This window comes from Micromonospora sp. LH3U1 (assembly GCF_028475105.1).
Lineage (GTDB): Bacteria > Actinomycetota > Actinomycetes > Mycobacteriales > Micromonosporaceae > Micromonospora.
On the sequence record NZ_CP116936.1, the window covers coordinates 6383089 to 6401355 of the forward strand.

At 71.3% G+C, this 18267-nt stretch carries 18 protein-coding genes and 1 tRNA gene; 5 read left to right on the plus strand and 14 right to left on the minus strand.

From position 1 onward, the window contains the following. Positions 1-376 precede the first annotated feature (376 nt). A tRNA-Tyr gene (locus PCA76_RS29275) sits at positions 377-460 on the minus strand. A 146-nt stretch (positions 461-606) separates the two neighbouring features. Between PCA76_RS29275 and PCA76_RS29280 the strand changes: the two genes are divergently transcribed. Next, positions 607-1101, plus strand: coding sequence for a YajQ family cyclic di-GMP-binding protein (locus PCA76_RS29280; RefSeq protein WP_272613631.1), 495 nt, complete (start codon positions 607-609; stop codon positions 1099-1101). Between the two features lie 4 nt (positions 1102-1105). Here PCA76_RS29280 and PCA76_RS29285 read toward each other — a convergent pair whose 3' ends face one another. The 9 genes from PCA76_RS29285 to PCA76_RS29325 all read right to left on the minus strand — a co-directional run bounded on the left by PCA76_RS29285 (position 1106) and on the right by PCA76_RS29325 (position 10649). Continuing rightward, positions 1106-1342, minus strand: a complete 237-nt coding sequence (locus tag PCA76_RS29285; protein ID WP_272613632.1) for a dihydrofolate reductase family protein — start codon at positions 1340-1342, stop codon at positions 1106-1108. Positions 1343-1505: 163 nt separating this feature from the next. Next, on the minus strand, positions 1506-2765 hold the full coding sequence (locus PCA76_RS29290; RefSeq protein ID WP_272613633.1) for an MFS transporter: 1260 nt from the start codon (positions 2763-2765) through the stop codon (positions 1506-1508). 145 nt (positions 2766-2910) lie between these two features. Continuing rightward, positions 2911-3786 (minus strand): zinc metalloprotease HtpX, encoded by an 876-nt coding sequence (gene htpX / locus PCA76_RS29295; protein ID WP_272613634.1) that lies wholly within the window; start codon positions 3784-3786, stop codon positions 2911-2913. Positions 3787-3910: 124 nt separating this feature from the next. Continuing rightward, positions 3911-5407, minus strand: a complete 1497-nt coding sequence (locus tag PCA76_RS29300) for an NADH-quinone oxidoreductase subunit N (protein ID WP_272613635.1) — start codon at positions 5405-5407, stop codon at positions 3911-3913. 55 nt (positions 5408-5462) lie between these two features. Continuing rightward, positions 5463-6971, minus strand: a complete 1509-nt coding sequence (locus PCA76_RS29305) for a complex I subunit 4 family protein (RefSeq protein WP_272613636.1) — start codon at positions 6969-6971, stop codon at positions 5463-5465. A 175-nt stretch (positions 6972-7146) separates the two neighbouring features. Further along, entirely contained in the window at positions 7147-9084 is a 1938-nt protein-coding gene (locus PCA76_RS29310) for an NADH-quinone oxidoreductase subunit 5 family protein (protein ID WP_272613637.1), read from the minus strand. Further along, a complete protein-coding gene (gene nuoK, locus PCA76_RS29315; RefSeq protein ID WP_272613638.1) occupies positions 9081-9443 on the minus strand; it encodes an NADH-quinone oxidoreductase subunit NuoK in 363 nt (120 codons plus the stop codon). The genes PCA76_RS29310 and nuoK overlap by 4 nt, the downstream gene beginning before the upstream one ends. Then, positions 9440-9997: an NADH-quinone oxidoreductase subunit J family protein gene (locus PCA76_RS29320; RefSeq protein ID WP_272613639.1), complete on the minus strand. Its 558-nt coding sequence runs from the start codon at positions 9995-9997 to the stop codon at positions 9440-9442. The genes nuoK and PCA76_RS29320 overlap by 4 nt, the downstream gene beginning before the upstream one ends. Positions 9998-10025: 28 nt before the next feature. Beyond that, entirely contained in the window at positions 10026-10649 is a 624-nt protein-coding gene (locus PCA76_RS29325) for a NuoI/complex I 23 kDa subunit family protein (protein ID WP_272613640.1), read from the minus strand. Between the two features lie 316 nt (positions 10650-10965). Here PCA76_RS29325 and PCA76_RS29330 point away from each other — a divergent pair, with 316 nt between their 5' ends. Beyond that, positions 10966-11220 carry a Uma2 family endonuclease gene (locus PCA76_RS29330; RefSeq protein ID WP_272613641.1) on the plus strand — a complete coding sequence of 85 codons (255 nt, stop codon included), beginning with the start codon at positions 10966-10968 and terminating at the stop codon, positions 11218-11220. On the opposite strand, the gene PCA76_RS29335 is transcribed toward PCA76_RS29330, so the two are convergent. Further along, complete coding sequence (locus tag PCA76_RS29335; RefSeq protein WP_272613642.1) at positions 11201-11629, minus strand: ester cyclase; 429 nt, start codon at positions 11627-11629, stop codon at positions 11201-11203. The two genes, PCA76_RS29330 and PCA76_RS29335, sit on opposite strands and share 20 nt — an antisense overlap. A gap of 91 nt (positions 11630-11720) precedes the next feature. On the opposite strand from PCA76_RS29335, the gene PCA76_RS29340 reads away from it, so the two are divergent. Further along, positions 11721-12740 (plus strand): glutathione S-transferase family protein, encoded by a 1020-nt coding sequence (locus PCA76_RS29340; protein WP_272613643.1) that lies wholly within the window; start codon positions 11721-11723, stop codon positions 12738-12740. Between the two features lie 121 nt (positions 12741-12861). Here the strand turns inward: PCA76_RS29340 and PCA76_RS29345 are convergent, their stop codons facing one another. Both PCA76_RS29345 and PCA76_RS29350 read right to left on the minus strand, forming a co-directional pair. Continuing rightward, complete coding sequence (locus PCA76_RS29345; RefSeq protein WP_272613644.1) at positions 12862-13824, minus strand: complex I subunit 1/NuoH family protein; 963 nt, start codon at positions 13822-13824, stop codon at positions 12862-12864. Continuing rightward, positions 13824-14627: an NADH-quinone oxidoreductase subunit C gene (locus PCA76_RS29350; protein ID WP_272613645.1), complete on the minus strand. Its 804-nt coding sequence runs from the start codon at positions 14625-14627 to the stop codon at positions 13824-13826. Before PCA76_RS29350 ends, PCA76_RS29345 begins: the two co-directional genes overlap by 1 nt. A gap of 118 nt (positions 14628-14745) precedes the next feature. On the opposite strand from PCA76_RS29350, the gene PCA76_RS29355 reads away from it, so the two are divergent. Further along, the gene (locus PCA76_RS29355) at positions 14746-15792 is read left to right on the plus strand and encodes a glucose 1-dehydrogenase (protein ID WP_272613646.1); all 1047 of its coding nucleotides are present in this window, start codon (positions 14746-14748) and stop codon (positions 15790-15792) included. Positions 15793-15808: 16 nt separating this feature from the next. On the opposite strand, the gene PCA76_RS29360 is transcribed toward PCA76_RS29355, so the two are convergent. Then, positions 15809-17125, minus strand: coding sequence for a DUF2252 domain-containing protein (locus PCA76_RS29360; protein WP_272613647.1), 1317 nt, complete (start codon positions 17123-17125; stop codon positions 15809-15811). A gap of 181 nt (positions 17126-17306) precedes the next feature. Between PCA76_RS29360 and PCA76_RS29365 the strand changes: the two genes are divergently transcribed. Continuing rightward, positions 17307-18230, plus strand: coding sequence for a hypothetical protein (locus PCA76_RS29365; protein WP_272613648.1), 924 nt, complete (start codon positions 17307-17309; stop codon positions 18228-18230). Positions 18231-18267: the final 37 nt, after the last annotated feature.

An 18267-nucleotide genomic window follows, 5' to 3' on the forward strand; every position in this document is an offset into this window, starting at 1 on the left:
CCGGACGGCCGCCCCGAACTCCACCGACCCAGACGCAGCAGGACCACAGCCAGGCGGCACGGAAGCCGCCAGGTCGACCTAATCGAGGGCCAGGGCTTCCGACTGCCGCGCCAGTCCAACCCCGGGACTGGCTTGCCCCCGAGCTACCTACGCAGCCAGCTAAGCCCGCGACAGCTTCAGCCGGCGCTTCAGGTGCGATCGCGCCGGGCCGGCAACTCCCTTCGCAGCCCTCCAGACGGGCCCTGAGAGGCAAGATCGACCTGCCCACCATCTGCCCACAACCAGTCGTCACGGGCTGGACGCAGCCAGACTCGGCCAGACAAACGACAACGGCCCCTGATCAGCATCTCTGCTGGTCAGGGGCCGTGTCTGCACCTGGTGGCGGGTAGAGGATTCGAACCTCTGAAGCTTTCGCGACGGATTTACAGTCCGCTCCCATTGGCCGCTCGGGCAACCCGCCAGGGCACCCCACCGCGTCGTAACGCGGCGGCGGAAGCAAGGATAGCGGCTCACCCCGGCACCAGCGCAACCGGGTACGGTCAGGGGGTCGTGCCGCTGGTCGGTGGCCGACGGCAGGCCCAACCGCCGGACAGCAGGAGCAGATACATGGCAGCGAACCCGTCGTTCGACATCGTGAGCAAGGTTGACCGCCAGGAGGTCGACAACGCCCTTCGGCAGGCGGAGAAGGAGTTCGCGACGCGGTTCGACTTCCGCGGCACCGGGGCGGAAATTTCCTGGTCTGGTGATGAGGCGATCGGCCTTCAGGCGGAGACCGAGGAGCGGGTCCGCGCCGCACTGGACGTGTTCAAGGAGAAGTTGGTCAAGCGGAACATCTCGCTGAAGTCGCTGGATGCTGGCGAGCCGCGCCCGTCCGGCAAGATCTTCAAGCTTGACTGCAAGGTGATCCAGGGCATCGAGACGGACAAGGCGAAGGCGATCAGCAAGAAGATCCGCGACGAGGGCCCCAAGGGCGTGCAGGCGCAGATCCAGGGCGACCAGCTGCGGGTCACCGGCAAGAAGAGGGACGACTTGCAGGCGGTCATCTCGCTGCTCAAGGGCGAGGACTTCGGCGTCGCTCTCCAGTTCAACAACTACCGCTAGCGGCTCAGTAGACGACGCTGTACCAGTGCGCGGTTTCGCCGGGTAGCACCGGGGCGAAGAACATGAGGACCTCGTCGAGCAGCCCGGCCTCAATGCACTGCTTGGCGACGTTCGCGCCGAGGATGTTGACGTATTTGTCCCCGGCGGCCTCTTTGGCCTGCGCGACGGCGGTGTGCAGGTCACCGACGAACGTGACGTCCGTGGGTGGCGCGGCCGGCGGCCGATGGGTGAGGACGAACACCGGCCCGTGGTACTGGCCGCCGAACGCGCCCTCGCTGTCGGTGCCGCGGTTCGGGTCGTCGCCGCCGAGGGTACGAGGCGGCGCTCGCGTTCCTTGATGTCGCGGTATCGGTCGGATGGGGATACCCCGATATCAAGGAACGCGAGTGGATCAGGGCCGACGGTCAGACGGTTACGGGCTGTTCGGTGCGTACCGCTGTGGTTTCCGCGCGGGCGATGGGCCCGGCGGGTAGTGCGGCGACCGCGGCCGCGACGGCGACCGCCGCCCCGGCGAACACGAACGCCCACGGGACGCCACCGGCGTGATCCACGATCAGGCCGGCCACCGAGCCGCCGGCGGCGCTCGCCGCCACGGCCACGGTGACCACCCAGGTGTACGCCTCGTTCAGCATGCCGGCCGGGGCGATCCGACCGACCAGGGTGTTCTCCAGGGTCAGCGCGGGCGCGATGGTGGCCCCGCCGACGATCAGGGCGACACCCAGCGCCAGCGGGGTGGGCATCAGCGCGAACACCACGAAGGTGCCGGCCACCGCGGCGAGCAGCATCGCGAACTGTCGGGTCATGTTCGCCGCCGGCTTGCGGACACCGAACCAGAACCCGCCGGCAGCGCTGCCGATCCCCCAGACCGCCAGCAGGACCCCGGCCAGGCTCTCCGGGTCGTCGGTGGCGGAGTTGCCGGCGTACGCCGGGACGATGACACCGGCAGCGCCGAATGCGATGCCGAGCCCGGCCACGCAGAACAGCAGGGCCGGGAAGCCGGGGACCCGCAGTGGACCGAGCCCTCGGGCGTGGTGCTCGCGCGGGTGCGGGCGCCAGCCGCGCATCACCCGGCCGAGGGCCACGGCGGTGGTGCCGACCAGGGTGACCACGGCCGCCCCGATCAGCGCGGCGGCAGCGTCCGCGAAGATGACGAAACCGGCCACGAGCAGCGGGCCGAGTACGAAGACGATCTCGAACAGCGAGGTCTCCGCGGCCAGTGCGGTGTTGCGCAGGGCGTACCGGCCGGAGTTGGGTCCGGTCAGCTCGTTCCAGGCCCCGCGGATGGCGGCGGTGAGGGGCGGGTACGTCGCGCCGGCGACACCCGCGGCCAGGTAGATGGCGGCCAGTGCGTCGTCGCCCGACCGGCTGGCCAGCAGTAGGCCGATGAGCGCCAGCGGATGTGCGACGGCGGTGACCAGCAGCACCGGGCTCGGGCCGATCCGGTCGGCGATCCGCCCGGCCACCGGGCTGATCGCGGCACCGGCGACGGCGTAGATCCCGCCCGCGACGGCGGCGAGCGCGTACCGCCCGGTCACCTGCTCGACCACCAGCAGCAGCGCCAGCGGGGTCATGCCGATCCCGAGTCGCCCGACGATGCCTGTGAGCAGCAGCATCGGCGCGCCCGGTATCCGCCAGATACCCAGGTACTGACGCAGCGCGGCCACTGTGAACCTCCGAGGATGTAATGAGCGTGAGCCGTTACGACCCTAACGTCGCCGGTCGGTGGGCTGGTAACAGATATCGCCCCCGACACAGCACTCCGCCCGCACCCGGTGCGACCGGGTACGGGCGGAGGCGGGAATCAGCGGGTCAGCGCTGGAACTGCACCGGCCCCGAGTTGGCGGCCATCTGCTCCAGCCGGGCGATGCGGTCCTCCATCTTCGGGTGGGTGGCGAAGAGCGCGGACATGCCACCACCCCGGAACGGGTTGGCGATCATAAGGTGCGCGGTGCTGGTGAGCTGGCCCTGTGCCGGCAACGGCCGACGTCGGGCCACCGCGTCGATCTTGCGAAGTGCGCTGGCCAGGGCCAGCGGGTCACGGCTCAACTCGGCGCCCGAGGCGTCCGCCTGGAACTCGCGGCTCCGGCTGATCGCCAACTGGATCACTGTGGCCGCGATCGGGCCCAGGATCAGGGTGAGCAGCAACACAGCCGGGTTCGGCCTGTCCTCGTCGTCCCCACCGCCCAACGGGATGAAGAAGGCGAGGTTCGCCAGGAGGGTGATGATGCTGGCCAGACCAGCCGCCACGCTGGAGATCAGGATGTCCCGGTTGTAGACGTGTGACAGCTCGTGCCCGATCACACCGCGCAGCTCGCGGTAGTCGAGGATCTCGGTGATGCCCTGGGTCACGCAGACCGCCGCGTGCTGCGGGTTACGACCCGTGGCGAACGCGTTGGGTTGCGCGGTCGGGCTCACGTACAGCCGCGGCATGGGCTGCTGCGCGTCGGTCGCCAACTCCCGCACCATCCGGTACAGCTCGGGGAACTGTGCCTCGGTGACCGGTTGGGCCTTCATGGAGCGCAGTGCGAGCTTGTCGGAGTAGAAGTAGGAAACGCCGTTCATGACCAACGAAATGACGACGGCGATGACCAGGCCGCTGCTGCCGCCAAACCAGTAGCCCACCGCGAGGATCAGGGCGGAGAGCAGGCCAAGCAGCGCCGCGGTCTTCAGACGGTTGTGGTGCACGATGTCTCCTTCGGTGCACGGATCGCCGGGATCCGCTGACCGGTTCAACAACCCGGTACCCGTCAACCATCCGTCTCAACGCTGAGAGTTCACTGAGACGGGCCAGGTAGGACCCTGTTTCCGGTCAGCGACCGGCCAGGTCGAGCACCAACTGCGGGGCGACGCCCAGCACCACGGCGGCCACCGTCGCCACCGCCAGCACCACGCCCACCACACCCACCAGGGGTACGGCCGCCGCACCGCCGGGAAGCGGCGCAGCCGCGCCGGACGTCGGCGGCGGCGCCCAGAGCGCGGCGGTCACCCGCAGGTAGTAGGCCAACCCGATCACGGCGTTCAGCGCCACCACCAGCGCCAGCCAGGCCGCCCCGCCGTCCAGCAGCGCCCGCACCACGGTCACCTTCGCGAACAGGCCAGCCAGCCCCGGCGGCAGGCCGGCAAGACCCACCAGCGCGAGACCGAACGCCGCAGCCCGCCACGGGTGCCGGCGGGCCGCGCCGCGCAGGTCGTCGAGCGTGCCACCGTCCGCACCCGCCGGGCGCAGCGCGGTCACCCCGGCGAACGCGGCCAGTTCCAACACCACGAAGAAGACGGCGTACGCCATCGCGGCGGCGTACGCGGCGGACCGTGCCTCGTCGGTACGGCCGGCGGCCAGCGCCAACGCTCCCAGCGGGGCGAGGATGTAACCGGCCTGCGCGACGGACGACCACGCGAGCAGCCGGACCGTGCGCCGCTGGCGCAGGGCGACCAGGTTGCCGACGGTCATGGTGAGCACCGCGAGCAGGGCGAGCACCGGGCCGGTCTGATCCGCCGGCAGCGCCCGTTGCACCACGGCGAGCAGAGCGACCAGGCCGCCCAGCTTCGACGCCGTGGACAGGTACGCGGCCACCGGCAGCGGAGCGCCGTCGTAGGTGGCCGGCGCCCAGGCGTGGAACGGCACCGCCGCCACCTTGAAGGCCAGCCCGACCAGGAGCACCGCCACCGCGGCGGTGGTCAGCGGCAGGTCCCGCAGTTCCGGCCGCTCGGCGAGCAGCGCGCTGAGCCGGTCCAGGTGCAGCCCTCCGGTCACCGCGTACAGCAGCGCCGCGCCGAGCAGGGTCAGGGTGGTCGCCACCACGCTGACCACGAAGAAGGTCACCGCCGCCTCGGCGCTGGCGAGGCTCCCCCGGCGCAGGCCGACCAGCACGTACAGCGGCAGGGTCAGCGTCTCCAGAGCGACGATCAGGGTGATCAGGTCGCCGGCCGCGCCAAGCACCACGCCGCCGGTCATCGAGCAGGCCAGCAGGAAGCAGTATTCCCCCACCGGCGAACGCCCGGCCAGCAGCGCGGGCACGGACAGCCCGAGCACGCCCAGGGTGAGCAGTGCCACCACCGCGGCGACAAGAGCGGCGCGGCCACCGAAGATCCAGGAGCAGTCGGCGCCGACGCAGAACGTCCGCCGCTCCCCAGCCGCGCCGACCAGAACGGCGCCTGCGGCCGTGCCGAGCGCACCGAGCGCGGCCACCACCATCGTGGCCCGTGGCCGGGCCAGGAGCAGGTCGGTGAGGAGCACGAGCACGGCGGTGCCGGCAGCCAGGTAGGCCGGCAGCAACGCGACGCTGTCCACGCTCTGCACGACGTTCATGTGAGCCTGCCTCTGTTCGCGACTGCGGGGCCCCGCTTCGCCGCACCTCTCGCGCTCACGGGGAGACCACCCCAATCAGGGCATCGACGGGGGCCTCGGCGACGCCGAGGACCAGCGCCGGGGCCAGCCCGATGGCCAACGCGAGCAGCACCAGCGGCACCCACGCGGTCAGCTCCGCACCGGCCAGGCCAGGGCCGACCTGCCCGACGGCGGGGCTCGGGCGGTTGTGGGTGACCTGGCGCAGCAGCCGCAGGAAGTACGCGGCGGTGAGCGCTCCGCCGACCGCGGCCAGCACCCCGAGGGTGGTCCAGAGCGGGCCGCCAACCTGAACGGCCGCGATCACCGCGAACGCCTCGCCCCAGAAGCCGGCCAGCCCGGGCAGGCCGAGCGACGCGATCGACGCGAACGCGAACAGACCAGCCAGCCGAGGCGCGGTCTCCCGCAGCCCGGACAACTCGGCGAGCGTGCCCGTGCCGGTACGGTCCTTCACCGCACCGGCCAGGAAGAACAGCAAGGCGGTGATCACCCCGTGCGCGACGTTGCCGATCAACGCCGCCTGGATGCCGGTGGCGGTCAGCGTGGCGACGCCCAGCAGCACGAAGCCCATGTGCCCCACGCTCGAGTACGCGATCAGCCGCTTCACGTCGGCCTGCGCCAGGCAGACCAGCGAACCGATCAGGATCGCGGCGACGGCCAGCACGCCGAGCACCGGCGCCGCCCAGCGGGCGCCCTCCGGCGCCACTCCCACCGCCACCCGGATCAGTCCGTAGGTGCCCATCTTCAGCAGCACCCCGGCCAGCACGACACTGCCCACCGTGGGGGCCTGGGTGTGCGCGTCGGGCAGCCAGGAGTGCAGCGGCCACAGCGGGCTCTTCACCGCGAACGCCAACGCCAACAGGGTGAACGCGGCCAACTGGGTGCCCCGGGACAACCCGTCGCCACCGGTCAGCGCCACCACGTCGGCGGTGCCGGCGGCGGCGACCACGACGTACACGCCGACCAGCAGCAACACCGAGCCGAACAGGGTGTAGAGCGCGAACTTGCGGGCCGCCCGACGCCGCTCCGCACCACCCCAGCCGGCGATGATCGCGTACATCGGCAGCAGGACGACCTCGAAGAAGAGGAAGAACAGCACCAGATCCAGGGCGAGGAAGGTGCCCAGGATGCCCACCTCGACGACCAACAGCAGCGCGACCAACGCCCGGCCACTGCCGCCGTCCGGCACCCGCCACAACGTGTACGCGCAGCAGAGCAGCGTGAGCAGCGCGGTCAACACCACCAGCGGCCAGGAGATGCCATCGACGCCGAGGTGGAAGCGCAACTCCAGGCCGGGCACCCAGGGCAGATCCAGTTGGTGCCACGGACGCACCGCCGGCGCGTCGGCCGACCAGGCGACCCAGCCCCGACCGCCGAACACCAGTGGCACCGCGGCCAGCAGGGTCAGCGCCGCCGCGACCGTGCCGACCAGCCGGGCCGCCCGATCCCGGGGCGTTACCGCCACCGCGACCGCGCCGAGCGCCGGCACCGCCAGCACGGCAACAAGCAACACCTGCCCGAACGTCACTGGACCGCCTTCGTTCGCGACTGCGGGGCTCGCAAACCCGGCTCACTCCTCGCGCTCACAGAGCCCCCTTCGGTTCGCGACTGCGGGGCTCGCAGAACCGGCTCACTCCTCGCGCTCACAGAGCCCCCTTCGGTTCGCGACAGCGGGGCTCGCAAACCCGGCTCACTCCTCGCGCTCACCGGACCACTCCAATCACGGCGGCGGCCACCCCGATCAGCAGCGCGCCGGCCAGCACGCCGGCGGCGGCCCGGGGCAGCGCCGCTCGGTGCAGCACGGCCAGACCGGCGCCCAGACCGGACGCGGCCCGCCCGCTGCCCTCGACCACGCCGTCCACCACCACCTCGTCACCGGTGCGCGCGGCGCGGCCCAGCGCGCGGACGGGGCGTACGACAAGGGTGTGCTGGACGTCGTCGAGCCGGAACGCGCGGGCGAAGACCGGCCGCAGCGGACCCAGCGCGACCGCCGGGTCGGCGGTCGAGTCCCGACGCCAGCCCAGCGTGACAAGCCCGGCGCCGACCAGCAGCAACGCGAGCGGCAGCAGGACCTCCGGCCCGACGTGGACCAGGCCGTCCTCGGAGCCCGCCACCGGCACGGTGGGGAACCGCAGGCGGTCGGCGAACGCCCCGACGAACCCGGCCAGACCGAGCAGCGCGGCCGGCACGGCAAGCAGCAGCACCGGCCAGCGCAGCAACGCCGGCGGATCGTGCGGCCGGACCAGCGGCAGGCGGGGAGCGCCGAAGAAGGTACGCAGCAGCAGTCGACCGGCATACCAGGCGGTGATCGCCACACCGGCCAACCCGGCCAGCCACACCAGCCAGCCCACCCAGGACGGCGCCGGGCCGGTGCCTTCCAGGGCGGCGGCTTCGGCCACCGTCAGTACGCCGTCCTTGCTCCAGAAGCCGGCCAACGGTGGCACCCCGACCAGCGCGCCCAGGCCCACCACCGTGCACCAGAACGTCACCGGCATGCTCCGCCGCAGCCCGCCCATCTCCGACATCAGGGTGGTGCCGACCGCATGGATCACCGCACCGGCGGCGAGGAACAGCAGCGCCTTGAACGCGGCGTGGGTGAGCAGGTGGAACAGCGCCGCCGACGGTGAGCCGACCGCCAGCGCGCCCGTCATGTAGCCCAACTGGGACACGGTCGACCAGGCCAATACCCGCTTGATGTCGTCCTGTGCGGTGGCGGCGAGCGCGCCGAGCAGCAGCGTGATCGCGCCGAGCACCCCCAGCACGGTCAGCGTCACCGGTGCGGCCGTGAACAGCGGGTAGAGCCGGGCCACGGCGTACACCCCGGCGGCGACCATCGTCGCGGCGTGGATCAGCGCGGAGATCGGCGTCGGGCCGGCCATCGCGTCCGGCAGCCAGGTGTGCAGCGGGAACTGCGCGCTCTTACCGGCCACGCCGGCGAGCAGCAGCAGGCCGGCGGCGGTCAACGTCACCCCGGAGTGGTCATGGGCGAGCACGTCGGCGATCCGGAAGCTGCCCGTCGACACGCCCAGCAGCGCGATGCCGAGCAGGAACCCGACGTCACCGACCCGGGTCACCAGGAACGCCTTCATCGCGGCGGCCGGCGCGCCGGGCAGTCGGCGGTCGTGGGCGACGAGCAGGTACGAGCAGAGGCCCATCACCTCCCAGCCGACCAGCAGCATGAGCAGATCGCCGGCGACCACCACCAGCAGCATGGCACCGGTGAAGAGGCTGATCTGAGCGGCGTAGGGCGGGTAGCGGTGGTCGACGTCGATGTCGTCGTGTGGGCCGCGCCGCAGGTACCCGATCGAGTAGACCTGCACGGCCAGGGCGACCGCGGTGACCGCCACCGCGACCAGCGCTGCGGCGCCGTCCAGCCGTACGCCGAGCGTCACCGCCAGCCCGCCGACGTCGACCCAGGTGGTCGACGTCTCCGCCGACCCGTCGACAGTCAGCAGCAGCGCGACGGCCAGCGCGAGCGCACCGGCCGCGCCGGTGACCCCGAGCGCGACGGCTGCCCGCCGGGCACGGTCACCGCCCTGCGCACCCGCTTGCCGGTGACGCGGGGCCGGCGGCAGCAGCAGACCGACAAGGCCGGCGACCAGCGGTACGGCGGGCAGCAGCGCCCCGAGCAGCCCGGTCACCGGCCAGCCTCCGTGTCCAGGACGGCCGGCTCTCGCCCGCCGACGGGTTGCGCCGGCTCGGTCAGCGGCACGTCATCCACCGCCACGGTGGCCCGCAGCCGGTAGAGCTGCAGGACGATGGCCAACCCCACCCCGATCTCGGCGGCGGCGAGGACGATGACGAACAGCGCGAAGACCTGCCCCGAGTGCGGCAGCACGGCGCGGGCGGTGGTGTCCGCGGTGACCAGGATCAGGTTGACCGCGTTGAGCATCAACTCGACCGACATCAACACCAGCACCGCGTTGCGTCGGCGCAGCACGCCGTAGACGCCGAGTCCGAACAGCAGCGCCGCGGTGACGTACGGGATGACCGGCCTCACCGGGGCACCCCGGAATCCACAACACCCGGTGCTGCCGTGCCGTCGCGTTGCGGGTCTGGTCGGCCGATGTCCGGACGGGACAGCACCACCGCGCCCACCAGTGCGGACAGCAGCAGTACGGAGAGCACCTCGAACGGCAGCACCCAGGATTGGAAGATCTGCTCCCCCAGCCGCTCGGCGGTGCCCGGGTCGGGCAGCGCGACGGTGCTCCAGCGGTACGCGTCGACAAGTAGGACGGTCAGCCCCAGCCCGGCACCGCCACCGATCAGGGCGGCCGGCCAGCCAGGCCGGTCCAGGTCGTCGGAGGCGCCGATCGGGGCCCGGGTGAGCATCACCGCGAACAGCAGCAGGACCACCACCGCGCCCACGTAGATCAACACCTGCACCCAGGCCACCAGCTCGGCGCTGAGCACCAGGAAGTCACCGGCGAGTGCACCCAGGCACACCACCAGGTAGAGCCCCGCCCGGACCAGGTGTTTCGTGGTCACCACCAGCACGCCGGCACCAACCGCCACCGCGCCGAGGGCGAGCAGCAGCACATCCGCGCCGGTCACCGAGCCGCCCTCGATGCCTGTCGCGCGGTCACGACGCCGGGCCTGGGTCGGTGTCGGACTCGGGGCGTACCGATGCAGGGGCCGGACGGGCGGCGGCGGCCTTGCGCGCGGCGGCGGTCTCCTCCTTGGCCGGCTCGCCGTTGGGGTCGTGCGCGGGCGGCGGCGGGACGGTGGCCATCCACTGACCGAGGTGGTCCTTGTCGTGCAGCAGATCCTTGATGTCGTACTCGGCGTACTCGAATTCCGGCGACCAGTAGAGCGCGTCGAACGGGCAGACCTCGATGCAGATGCCGCAGTACATGCAGAGCGAGAAGTCGATGTCGAACTTGTCGAGCACGTTGCGCTGGCGGGGGCGGGTGGCGCCGGGCACCACCACCTCCTCCTTGTGCGAGTCGATGTAGATGCACCAGTCCGGACACTCGCGGGCGCAGAGCATGCAGACCGTGCAGTTCTCCTCCGACAACGCGATCACGCCACGCGAGCGGGGCGGCAGGTCGGGGGCCACATCCGGGTACTGCTGTGTGGTCGACCGGCTGGTCATCGTCTTGAGGGTGACTGCCAGCCCCTTCACCAGGCCCGCGCCGGGCAGACCACGCGCACTGGTGGCGCCGGCCGGGTCGCCGTGCTCGCTGGGGTCGGTCATGCCGACCATCCTGCCCTGTGGCCCCGGCGCGCGCGACCACCACCCACAGGTCGGCGGCCCTAGGGTGTGAGCGGGAAGCGCGGACCGTCCGGAGGATCGACGACTACCGAGCTGGCAACCTTCCGCACTCCCGACGGCGGGTGGACCACCGATGATCTTGATTTGCTTCCCGATGACAATCGTCGCCGGGAATTGCTCGACGGCATCCTGCTCATGCCGCCGCCACCGCGAACCGCACACCACAGATCGCCGCACGCCTCATGGCAGCGCGCTCGACGACATTTCATCGGACGAGTACGTCGCCGTGCGCGGGGTGGAGGTCCGCATGAGCAACAGCCGGACCTTCGTGCCCGACGGGGTGGTCCTCCGAGCGGCGGGGAACGACGCAGACCGGCACTGGTTCACCCCGAGCGAGGTGGTACTCGCCGTCGAGGTCGTCGGCGAGGGCACCGAGACGACCGACCGAGTGTTGAAGCCTGAGGTCTACGCCGAGACCGGGCGGTGGAGGAAGTTCGTCGACACCGGCGAGCCCTTTCCGATCAATCTGCCGATCAGCCGGATCACGCCCCGGGTCCGCTGACGACGGTCGGTGGGAGCATCTCGACGCCGAGTTGCTGGAGCAACTGGAAGAGCTCGTTGCAGCTCCACACCTCGACGATCCGGCCCGCCGTGTCGAAGCGCAGGAACGTCGCACCGGAGTAGCTGACCACCTGCCCGGTCGGGGGCACCGGCCCGAACTGCCCGACGTGGGTGCCGGCCGCCCGCCAGTGCACGGCCACCCGCTCGCCGGCCGCCACCACGTCCACGATCTTGTAACGCAGGTCCGGGAAGGCCGCCCGCCGCTCGCGGTGCCAGGCCAGCGTCGCCTCCGGCCCGGTGCCGCCCAGCCCCGGACACTCCTCGGCGATCAACTCGTACGCCGACTCCTCCCGGCGAGCGTTCCACACGTCGGCGATGAACCGCCGGGCCGCGGCCTCCACATCCGTCATGACGGCAGGGTAGTCGGGACCACCGCGCATCGGTGAGCGGTAGATCCGTGAGGATGGGGTAGAGACACACTGACCAAACCGGGAGGGTGACGTGGGCGAGGAAACAGGCGGGAAGTACGTCGAGCCGGGCGGCGAGTTCACCCGCGACCAGCGGTACATCGCCACTCGAATCACCGAGGACGGGCGCGACGGGTACCCGGTGGAGCCGGGCCGGTACCGGCTGGTGGTCAGTCGGGCGTGCCCGTGGGCCAACCGTCTGATCATCGTGCGGCGCCTGCTCGGGCTGGAGGACGCCATCTCGATGGGGGTGGCCGGCCCGACCCACGACGCCCGGAGCTGGACCTTCGACCTCGACCCGGACGGTCGGGACCCGGTGCTCGGCATCGAGCGGATCCAGGAGGCGTACTTCAAGCGCTTCCCCGGCTACGAGCGCGGCATCACCGTGCCGGCGATCGTGGACGTGCCGACGGGGCAGGTGGTGACCAACGACTACGCGCAGATGAGCCTCGACCTGTCCACGCAGTGGGGCGCGTACCACCGCGACGGCGCACCGCAGCTCTACCCCGAGCACCTGCGGGCGCAGATCGACGAGGTCAACGGCGTGGTCTTCCGGGACGTCAACAACGGCGTCTACCGCTGCGGTTTCGCCGGCAGCCAGGAGGCGTACGACAAGGCGTACCACCGGCTGTTCGACCGGCTGGACTGGTTGACGGAGCGGCTGACCGACCAGCGCTACCTGGTGGGCGACACCATCACCGAGGCCGACGTGCGACTGTTCACCACGCTGGTCCGCTTCGACCCGGTCTACCACGGCCACTTCAAGTGCAATCGGCAGAAGCTGAGCGAGATGCCGGTGCTGTGGGCGTACGCCCGGGACCTGTTCCAGACCCCCGGTCTCGGCGACACCATCGACTTCGACCACATCAAGCGGCACTACTACGAGGTGCACCGCGACATCAACCCGACCGGGATCGTGCCGCTCGGCCCCGACCTGTCCAACTGGCTCACCCCGCACGGTCGGGAAGCCCTCGGTGGCCGCCCCTTCGGCGACGGCACCCCACCACAGCCCTCGGCCGAACCCGTCAACCCCGCACACACCCCGCTGCGCTAAGGCCCGCACCCCACCCCCAGCCCGCGCCGATCTTGCACTTTGTGACGCCGAAATGCCTGCTTCACCGCATTTGCCGGGGCAGAAAGCGCAAGATCGGCGCGGGCTAGGGGGGCAGGGGGGGTTACAGGGCTATGCGGACTGCTGCCGTTAGGACTAGTTGCCCTAGGGACGCTGGCACCAGCACCAGCCAGCAGAGCCGTTGCAACTGGTCTTCGCGCAAGCGGGGGTAGGACACGCGGAGCCAGATGATCACGAAGGACACGGCGAAGATCTTGAGCAGTGTCCAGAGCCAGCCCAGCTGGTCGTCGGCGAACGGGCCCTGCCACCCGCCGAGGAACAACACCGTGGTCAGCGCGGCGATCACCACGATGCCGACGTACTCGGCGAGCAGGAAGAACGCGAAGCGCAGGCCGGTGTATTCGGTCATGTAGCCGAAGACCAGCTCCGAGTCGGCCACCGGCATGTCGAACGGCGGCCGGCGGATCTCGGCCAGCCCCGCGACGAAGAAGATGATCATCGCGGGTGCCTGCCAGAGCAGCCACCACGGTTGCCACGCCTCGACGATGCCGGAGAGGCTGAGCGTGCCCGCCGCCATCGCCACCGAGGCGGCGGCCAGCACCAACGGCAGCTCGTAGCCGAGCAACTGGGCGGCCCCACGCAGCCCACCGAGCAGGCTGTACTTGTTTGCCGACGCCCACGCCGACATCAGCACCGCCACGACCCCGACACCGACCACGGCCAGCACGAAGAACAAGCCGATGTCCAACGGTTGCCCGACCAGGTCGTTCGGGCCGAGCGGGATGACCAGCAGCACCAGCAGATAGGGCACCAGGGCCACCACCGGGGCCAGCCGGAACACCGCCCGGTCCGCCTCACGCGGGGTCACGTCCTCCTTCTGCACGAACTTGACCCCGTCCGCGACCAACTGGGCCCAGCCGTGGAAGCCGCCCGCGTACATCGGACCGAGCCGGCCCTGCATGTGCGCCATCACCTTGTGCTCGGTCTGGCCCACCAGCAACGGCAGGGTGAGGAACGCGACCAACACCCCGCCCACCCGCAGCACCAGCTCCACCCAGAGCGGCATCAGGTCGTACCCCCGTCGTCGTCGGTGCGGTCACCGCGGGCCGGCGGGTCCGCGACCGGGCCGGGCGCGGGCTGCTCGGGTACGGCCGGGCCGTCTTCGGCTGCGGCAGGCCGGGGAGTACGCGCCGGACGGGCCCCCGGGGCGGGCCGCGCCGGGCGCTCACCGGCCGGCCTGGCCGGGGTGCCGCCGCGCGGGCCCTCGCCCACGCCACCCGCGCCGGCCGGGGTGGGCGTGGTCCCCCACTCGCCCGGAGCGGGAACGCCCGGCGGGCGGATCGGTCGGCGCCCGCCGCCGGCCTCCGACTCGCCCGGCTCCTTCGCACCCGGCCAGGGCTTGGCCACCCGGGAGGCGAGCACGAACTCCTTACGCAGCGGGTGGCCCTCGAACTCCGGCGGCAGCAACAGCGGCAGCAGCTCCCCGTGGCCAGCGAAGTCGATGCCGAACATCTCGTGCGTCTCCCGCTCGTGCCAGGCGGCACCCGGGTAGACGTCGACCACCGAGGCGACCGTGGGCGTGCCGCGCGACAACCGGGTACGCAGCAGCACACCGTGTCGCAGCCGCGTCGACCAGAGGTGCGCCACCACGTCGAAGCCCTCAGCCAGCTCGTCCACCGCGGAGAGCCAGTCGAAGAAGTCGCAGGCCAAGGCGGCGTCGTCGCGGGCGGCACGAACAGCGGTCACCCAGCTCTCCGGCGGCACATCGACGGTGGCACGGGCGAATTTTTGCCCGCCGGAGACCGACGGGGTCGCCTCAACCGGCGCGAGCAGCGCGACCAGCCGAGCGCCGACCTCTTCGGGAGTCATGCCGCTGATCCTAGGACGTCCGGCCGGTGCGGGCCCGGCCCGCGCCCTCCGGCCGCCGATGCCCGGTGATCTGCCGGCTTTGCGCGCGGCGTAGCCCTCGGCGGGGAAAGATGAGGAGGTGCGCGCTGTGACTGTGACACCCGGGGTCGCCAATTCGCTGCGCCTCGTCGAGGATCAGCCCGAGCCGGCTGCCGAGGAGGGCTCGATCCTGGTCGAGGCGCTGGCGGTCGGGATCTGCGGCACCGACCACGAGATCATCGCCGGGGAGTACGGCGAGGCGCCGCCGGGTGCGGACCGCCTGGTCATCGGGCACGAGTCGTTGGGTCGGGTCCTGGAGGACCCGACCGGCACCCTGCAACCCGGTGACCTGGTGGCCGGCGTGGTTCGGTATCCGGACCCGGTGCCCTGCTCCAACTGCGCGGTCGGCGAGTGGGACATGTGCCGCAACGGGCAGTTCACCGAGCACGGCATCAAGGGGCTGGCCGGCTTCGCGCGCGACCGGTGGCGGCTTCCACCCCGGTTCGCGGTCGGGCTCGACCCGGCGCTGTCACAGGTCGGCGTGCTGCTCGAACCGACCAGCGTCGTCGCCAAGGCGTGGGACCACATCGAACGGATCGGGCACCGGGCCGAGTGGCAACCCCGGACGGTCCTGGTGACCGGGGCCGGGCCGATCGGTCTGCTGGCCGCACTGCTCGCCACCCAGCGTGGGCTCGCCGTCCACGTGTTGGACCGGGCGACCGAGGGCCCGAAGCCGGAGCTGGTCGCCGCACTCGGCGCCACCTATCACTCGGTGCCGGTCAACGAGCTGCCCTTCGAGCCGGACGTGGTGGTCGAGTGCACCGGCGCACCGACGGTGGTCCTCGACGTCATGTGCAAGGCGGCCCCGACCGGGATCGTCTGCCTGGCCGGGGTGTCCAGCGGCGGCCGGAGCATCGACTTCGACGCCGGTGCGCTCAACCGGGCCCTGGTCCTGGAGAACAACGTGGTGTTCGGCTCGGTGAACGCCAACCGCCGGCACTGGGATCTCGCCGCCGATGCGCTCACCCGCGCCGACCAGGGCTGGCTCGGCTCGCTGATCACCCGGCGGGTGCCGGTGGAGGCGTACGCCGACGCGTACACCGCCGGACCGGACGACATCAAGGTGGTGTTGGAGTTCGCGTCCTGAGCGACGCCCCGCCCGATCAGATGCCCGGCAGCCGGCCGTTCCGGAACAGGTCGACGAAAAGCTGGTGGTCCTGCCGGGCGCGCACCCCGTACGCGTGCGCGAAGTCCACCAGGTGGGCGACGAACCCCGGCTCGTCGGTGTCCACCGCCGCGACGATCGCCTCCTCGGTGGAGTAGTCCACCAGGTCGTGGCTGGACTCGTCGTCGGCGACCGAGTGCATCCGGGCCACCGCCCGGCCGAGGTCGACGAGAACCCCGGTCAGCTCCTCCGGCTCGTTAACGTCCGACCAGTCCAGGTCAGCGGCGTACGGGGAGACCTCGGCGACGAGCTGACCGGCCCCGTTCAGCTCGGTGAAGCCCAGCCACGGGTCGGCGTGCGCCTGCAACGCCCGCTGCGACTCGGCGGTCCGGTGACCCTGGTGCTGGAAGTAGCCGCGGACCGACTCGTCGGTGACGTACCGCGCCACAGCCGGCACCTGCGCCTGCTTCATGTAGATGACGACGTCGTTCTCCAGGGCCTGGGTGTGCCCCTCCAGCAGCAGGTTGTACGACGGCAGCCCGGCCGACCCGATGCCCACCCCCTTGCGCAACACCACGTCCTTGATCCGCGCGGCGACGGGCCGGAGCTGCATGGAGGCGGTGGGCAGGGTGCCCAGGTAGTCCTGGAACGCGGCCCGAACCATGTCCCGGGTGGCGTCGTCGATCTCGAAGACCCCGTCACCGATGGAGAAGCGTCGCTCGTAGTTGTCGATGGTGGTCTGCGCGGCGAGCAGGTCGACGCGGGTGTTGAGGCGGGCCTGCTGGAGCACCCGGCGCAACACCCCGTCGGCGTTGTCGAGGGTGATCGAGCCGATCGCGTCGTCACCGCCGGCGGCGATGGCCCGCAGCTCGGTCAGGTACGACCGGGCGAAGCCGGCCACCAGATCCCCGATCGCCGTGTCGGAGAGCGCCTTGCCGTAGCCGAGCAGCGCCACACTGGCCGCGAGCCGCCGCAGGTCCCAGGTGAACGGCCCGACGTACGCCTCGTCGAAGTCGTTGACGTTGAACACCAGTTGCCCGGAGGCGTTCATGTAGGTGCCGAAGTTCTCCGCGTGCAGGTCACCGTGGATCCACACCCGGCTGGTCCGCTCGTCCAGGAACCGGTCGTCGGCGAAGTCGCCGAGTTGATCGGCGTAGAACAGCGCGGCGCTGCCCCGGTAGAAGGCGAACGGTGACGCGGCCATCTTGCGGAACTTGCGGCGGAAGGCGGCCGGGTCGATCGCCATCGACGCGCCGAACTCCTCGGTGAGCACGTCGACGATGTGGGCGGACCGCTGGTCCACTGAGCTGCTCATAGTGCGCAGGCTAGTGCGGCGGGTCCACAACGGGGTGGCGAAAGGGACATCCATCGATCATGCTGTCTGGCGTCACGGCGCGGGGGCCCGGACACCACGGTCACGTCGGTCGATCGAGCCGCTGCTTTCGAGCGGGCGGCAGCTCCCTCGCCGGGCGTCGACCATGGAGGACCAGATACACATGTTTCGAAAAACGGGGACCCTGCTCACCGCCGCCCTGCTCGGCCTGACCGCAACGATCGGCTGGGCCGGACCGGCCGCTGCCGCACCATCGGCCTCGGCCGACGCCCCCACGTTCTCGCTGGGCCGGCTGGTGCTCGAGCCGACCGAACGCGGCTACCGGGGCAGCCTTCGAGTGACCATCACCAACAACAGCGACAGCACGCAGGGGTTCTACTTCCGGATCCGTGAGGCGGTGGCGGGCTCCTTCTCCGGGGGCGTGGAGTCACGCTGCGAATCGGACGGCGTGGAGGAGGGGCGGTTGGTCCGCACCTGCGCCCTGCCGCGTGGCAATGACCTGGCCCCCGGTGAGTCCCGCAGGGCAACTGTCGAATTCCAGGTGCTGACCACCCCCCGCAGCTACCCGATGATCGCAGCGGGCGGCTTGGTCACCGCCTACTCGTACGAGACCGGATCGCTGGGCACCGTTCCGTTCAGCGCGCAGTTCCGGTCCCTCGACGGCAAGCTGGCCCGCCCCCAGACGTACGTGCAGGACACCCAGGCGAACGCGTCCGTCGAGCTGGCCGGCCCGGTGACCGACGGCCCCGAGAACACCCGGCGGGTGCCGCTGCTGATCCGGTACGCCGGTGACGCTCCGAACCTCGCCCACTCGGTCACCGTCTCGGCGCTGCCCGCAGGGTCGACGATCCTCTTCATCGAACCCTTGGACGGTCCGGTGTACGGCCCACAGGTCTTCGTGCCGGGTGGGCAGATGATGCAAGGCGAGGAGCGCGCCCTCGCTCTGTTCATCAGTCGGCCGACCGACCCGGCGGACGAGTCGGCCCCGATCGCACTGGAGCTGTCGACCCACTGGACGGAAACGACCACCGACGTCGACCCGAGCGACAACACCGTCACGTTCAGCCTGGCCTTGCCGACCAGCTGACCTACCCGCGGCCGGCCGCCGCCCGGACCAGCTCCGG

Coding starts and splice junctions, on each gene's coding strand:
- PCA76_RS29365 (WP_272613648.1), top strand. CDS start 17,307: ATGTTTCGAAAAACGGGGACCCTGCTCACCGCCGCCCTGCTCGGCCTG.
- PCA76_RS29330 (WP_272613641.1), top strand. CDS start 10,966: ATGAGCAACAGCCGGACCTTCGTGCCCGACGGGGTGGTCCTCCGAGCG.
- PCA76_RS29300 (WP_272613635.1), bottom strand. CDS start 5,407: ATGAACGTCGTGCAGAGCGTGGACAGCGTCGCGTTGCTGCCGGCCTAC.
- PCA76_RS29345 (WP_272613644.1), bottom strand. CDS start 13,824: ATGCCGCTCTGGGTGGAGCTGGTGCTGCGGGTGGGCGGGGTGTTGGTC.
- PCA76_RS29360 (WP_272613647.1), bottom strand. CDS start 17,125: ATGAGCAGCTCAGTGGACCAGCGGTCCGCCCACATCGTCGACGTGCTC.
- PCA76_RS29335 (WP_272613642.1), bottom strand. CDS start 11,629: ATGACGGATGTGGAGGCCGCGGCCCGGCGGTTCATCGCCGACGTGTGG.
- PCA76_RS29280 (WP_272613631.1), top strand. CDS start 607: ATGGCAGCGAACCCGTCGTTCGACATCGTGAGCAAGGTTGACCGCCAG.
- PCA76_RS29325 (WP_272613640.1), bottom strand. CDS start 10,649: ATGGTCGGCATGACCGACCCCAGCGAGCACGGCGACCCGGCCGGCGCC.
- PCA76_RS29350 (WP_272613645.1), bottom strand. CDS start 14,627: ATGACTCCCGAAGAGGTCGGCGCTCGGCTGGTCGCGCTGCTCGCGCCG.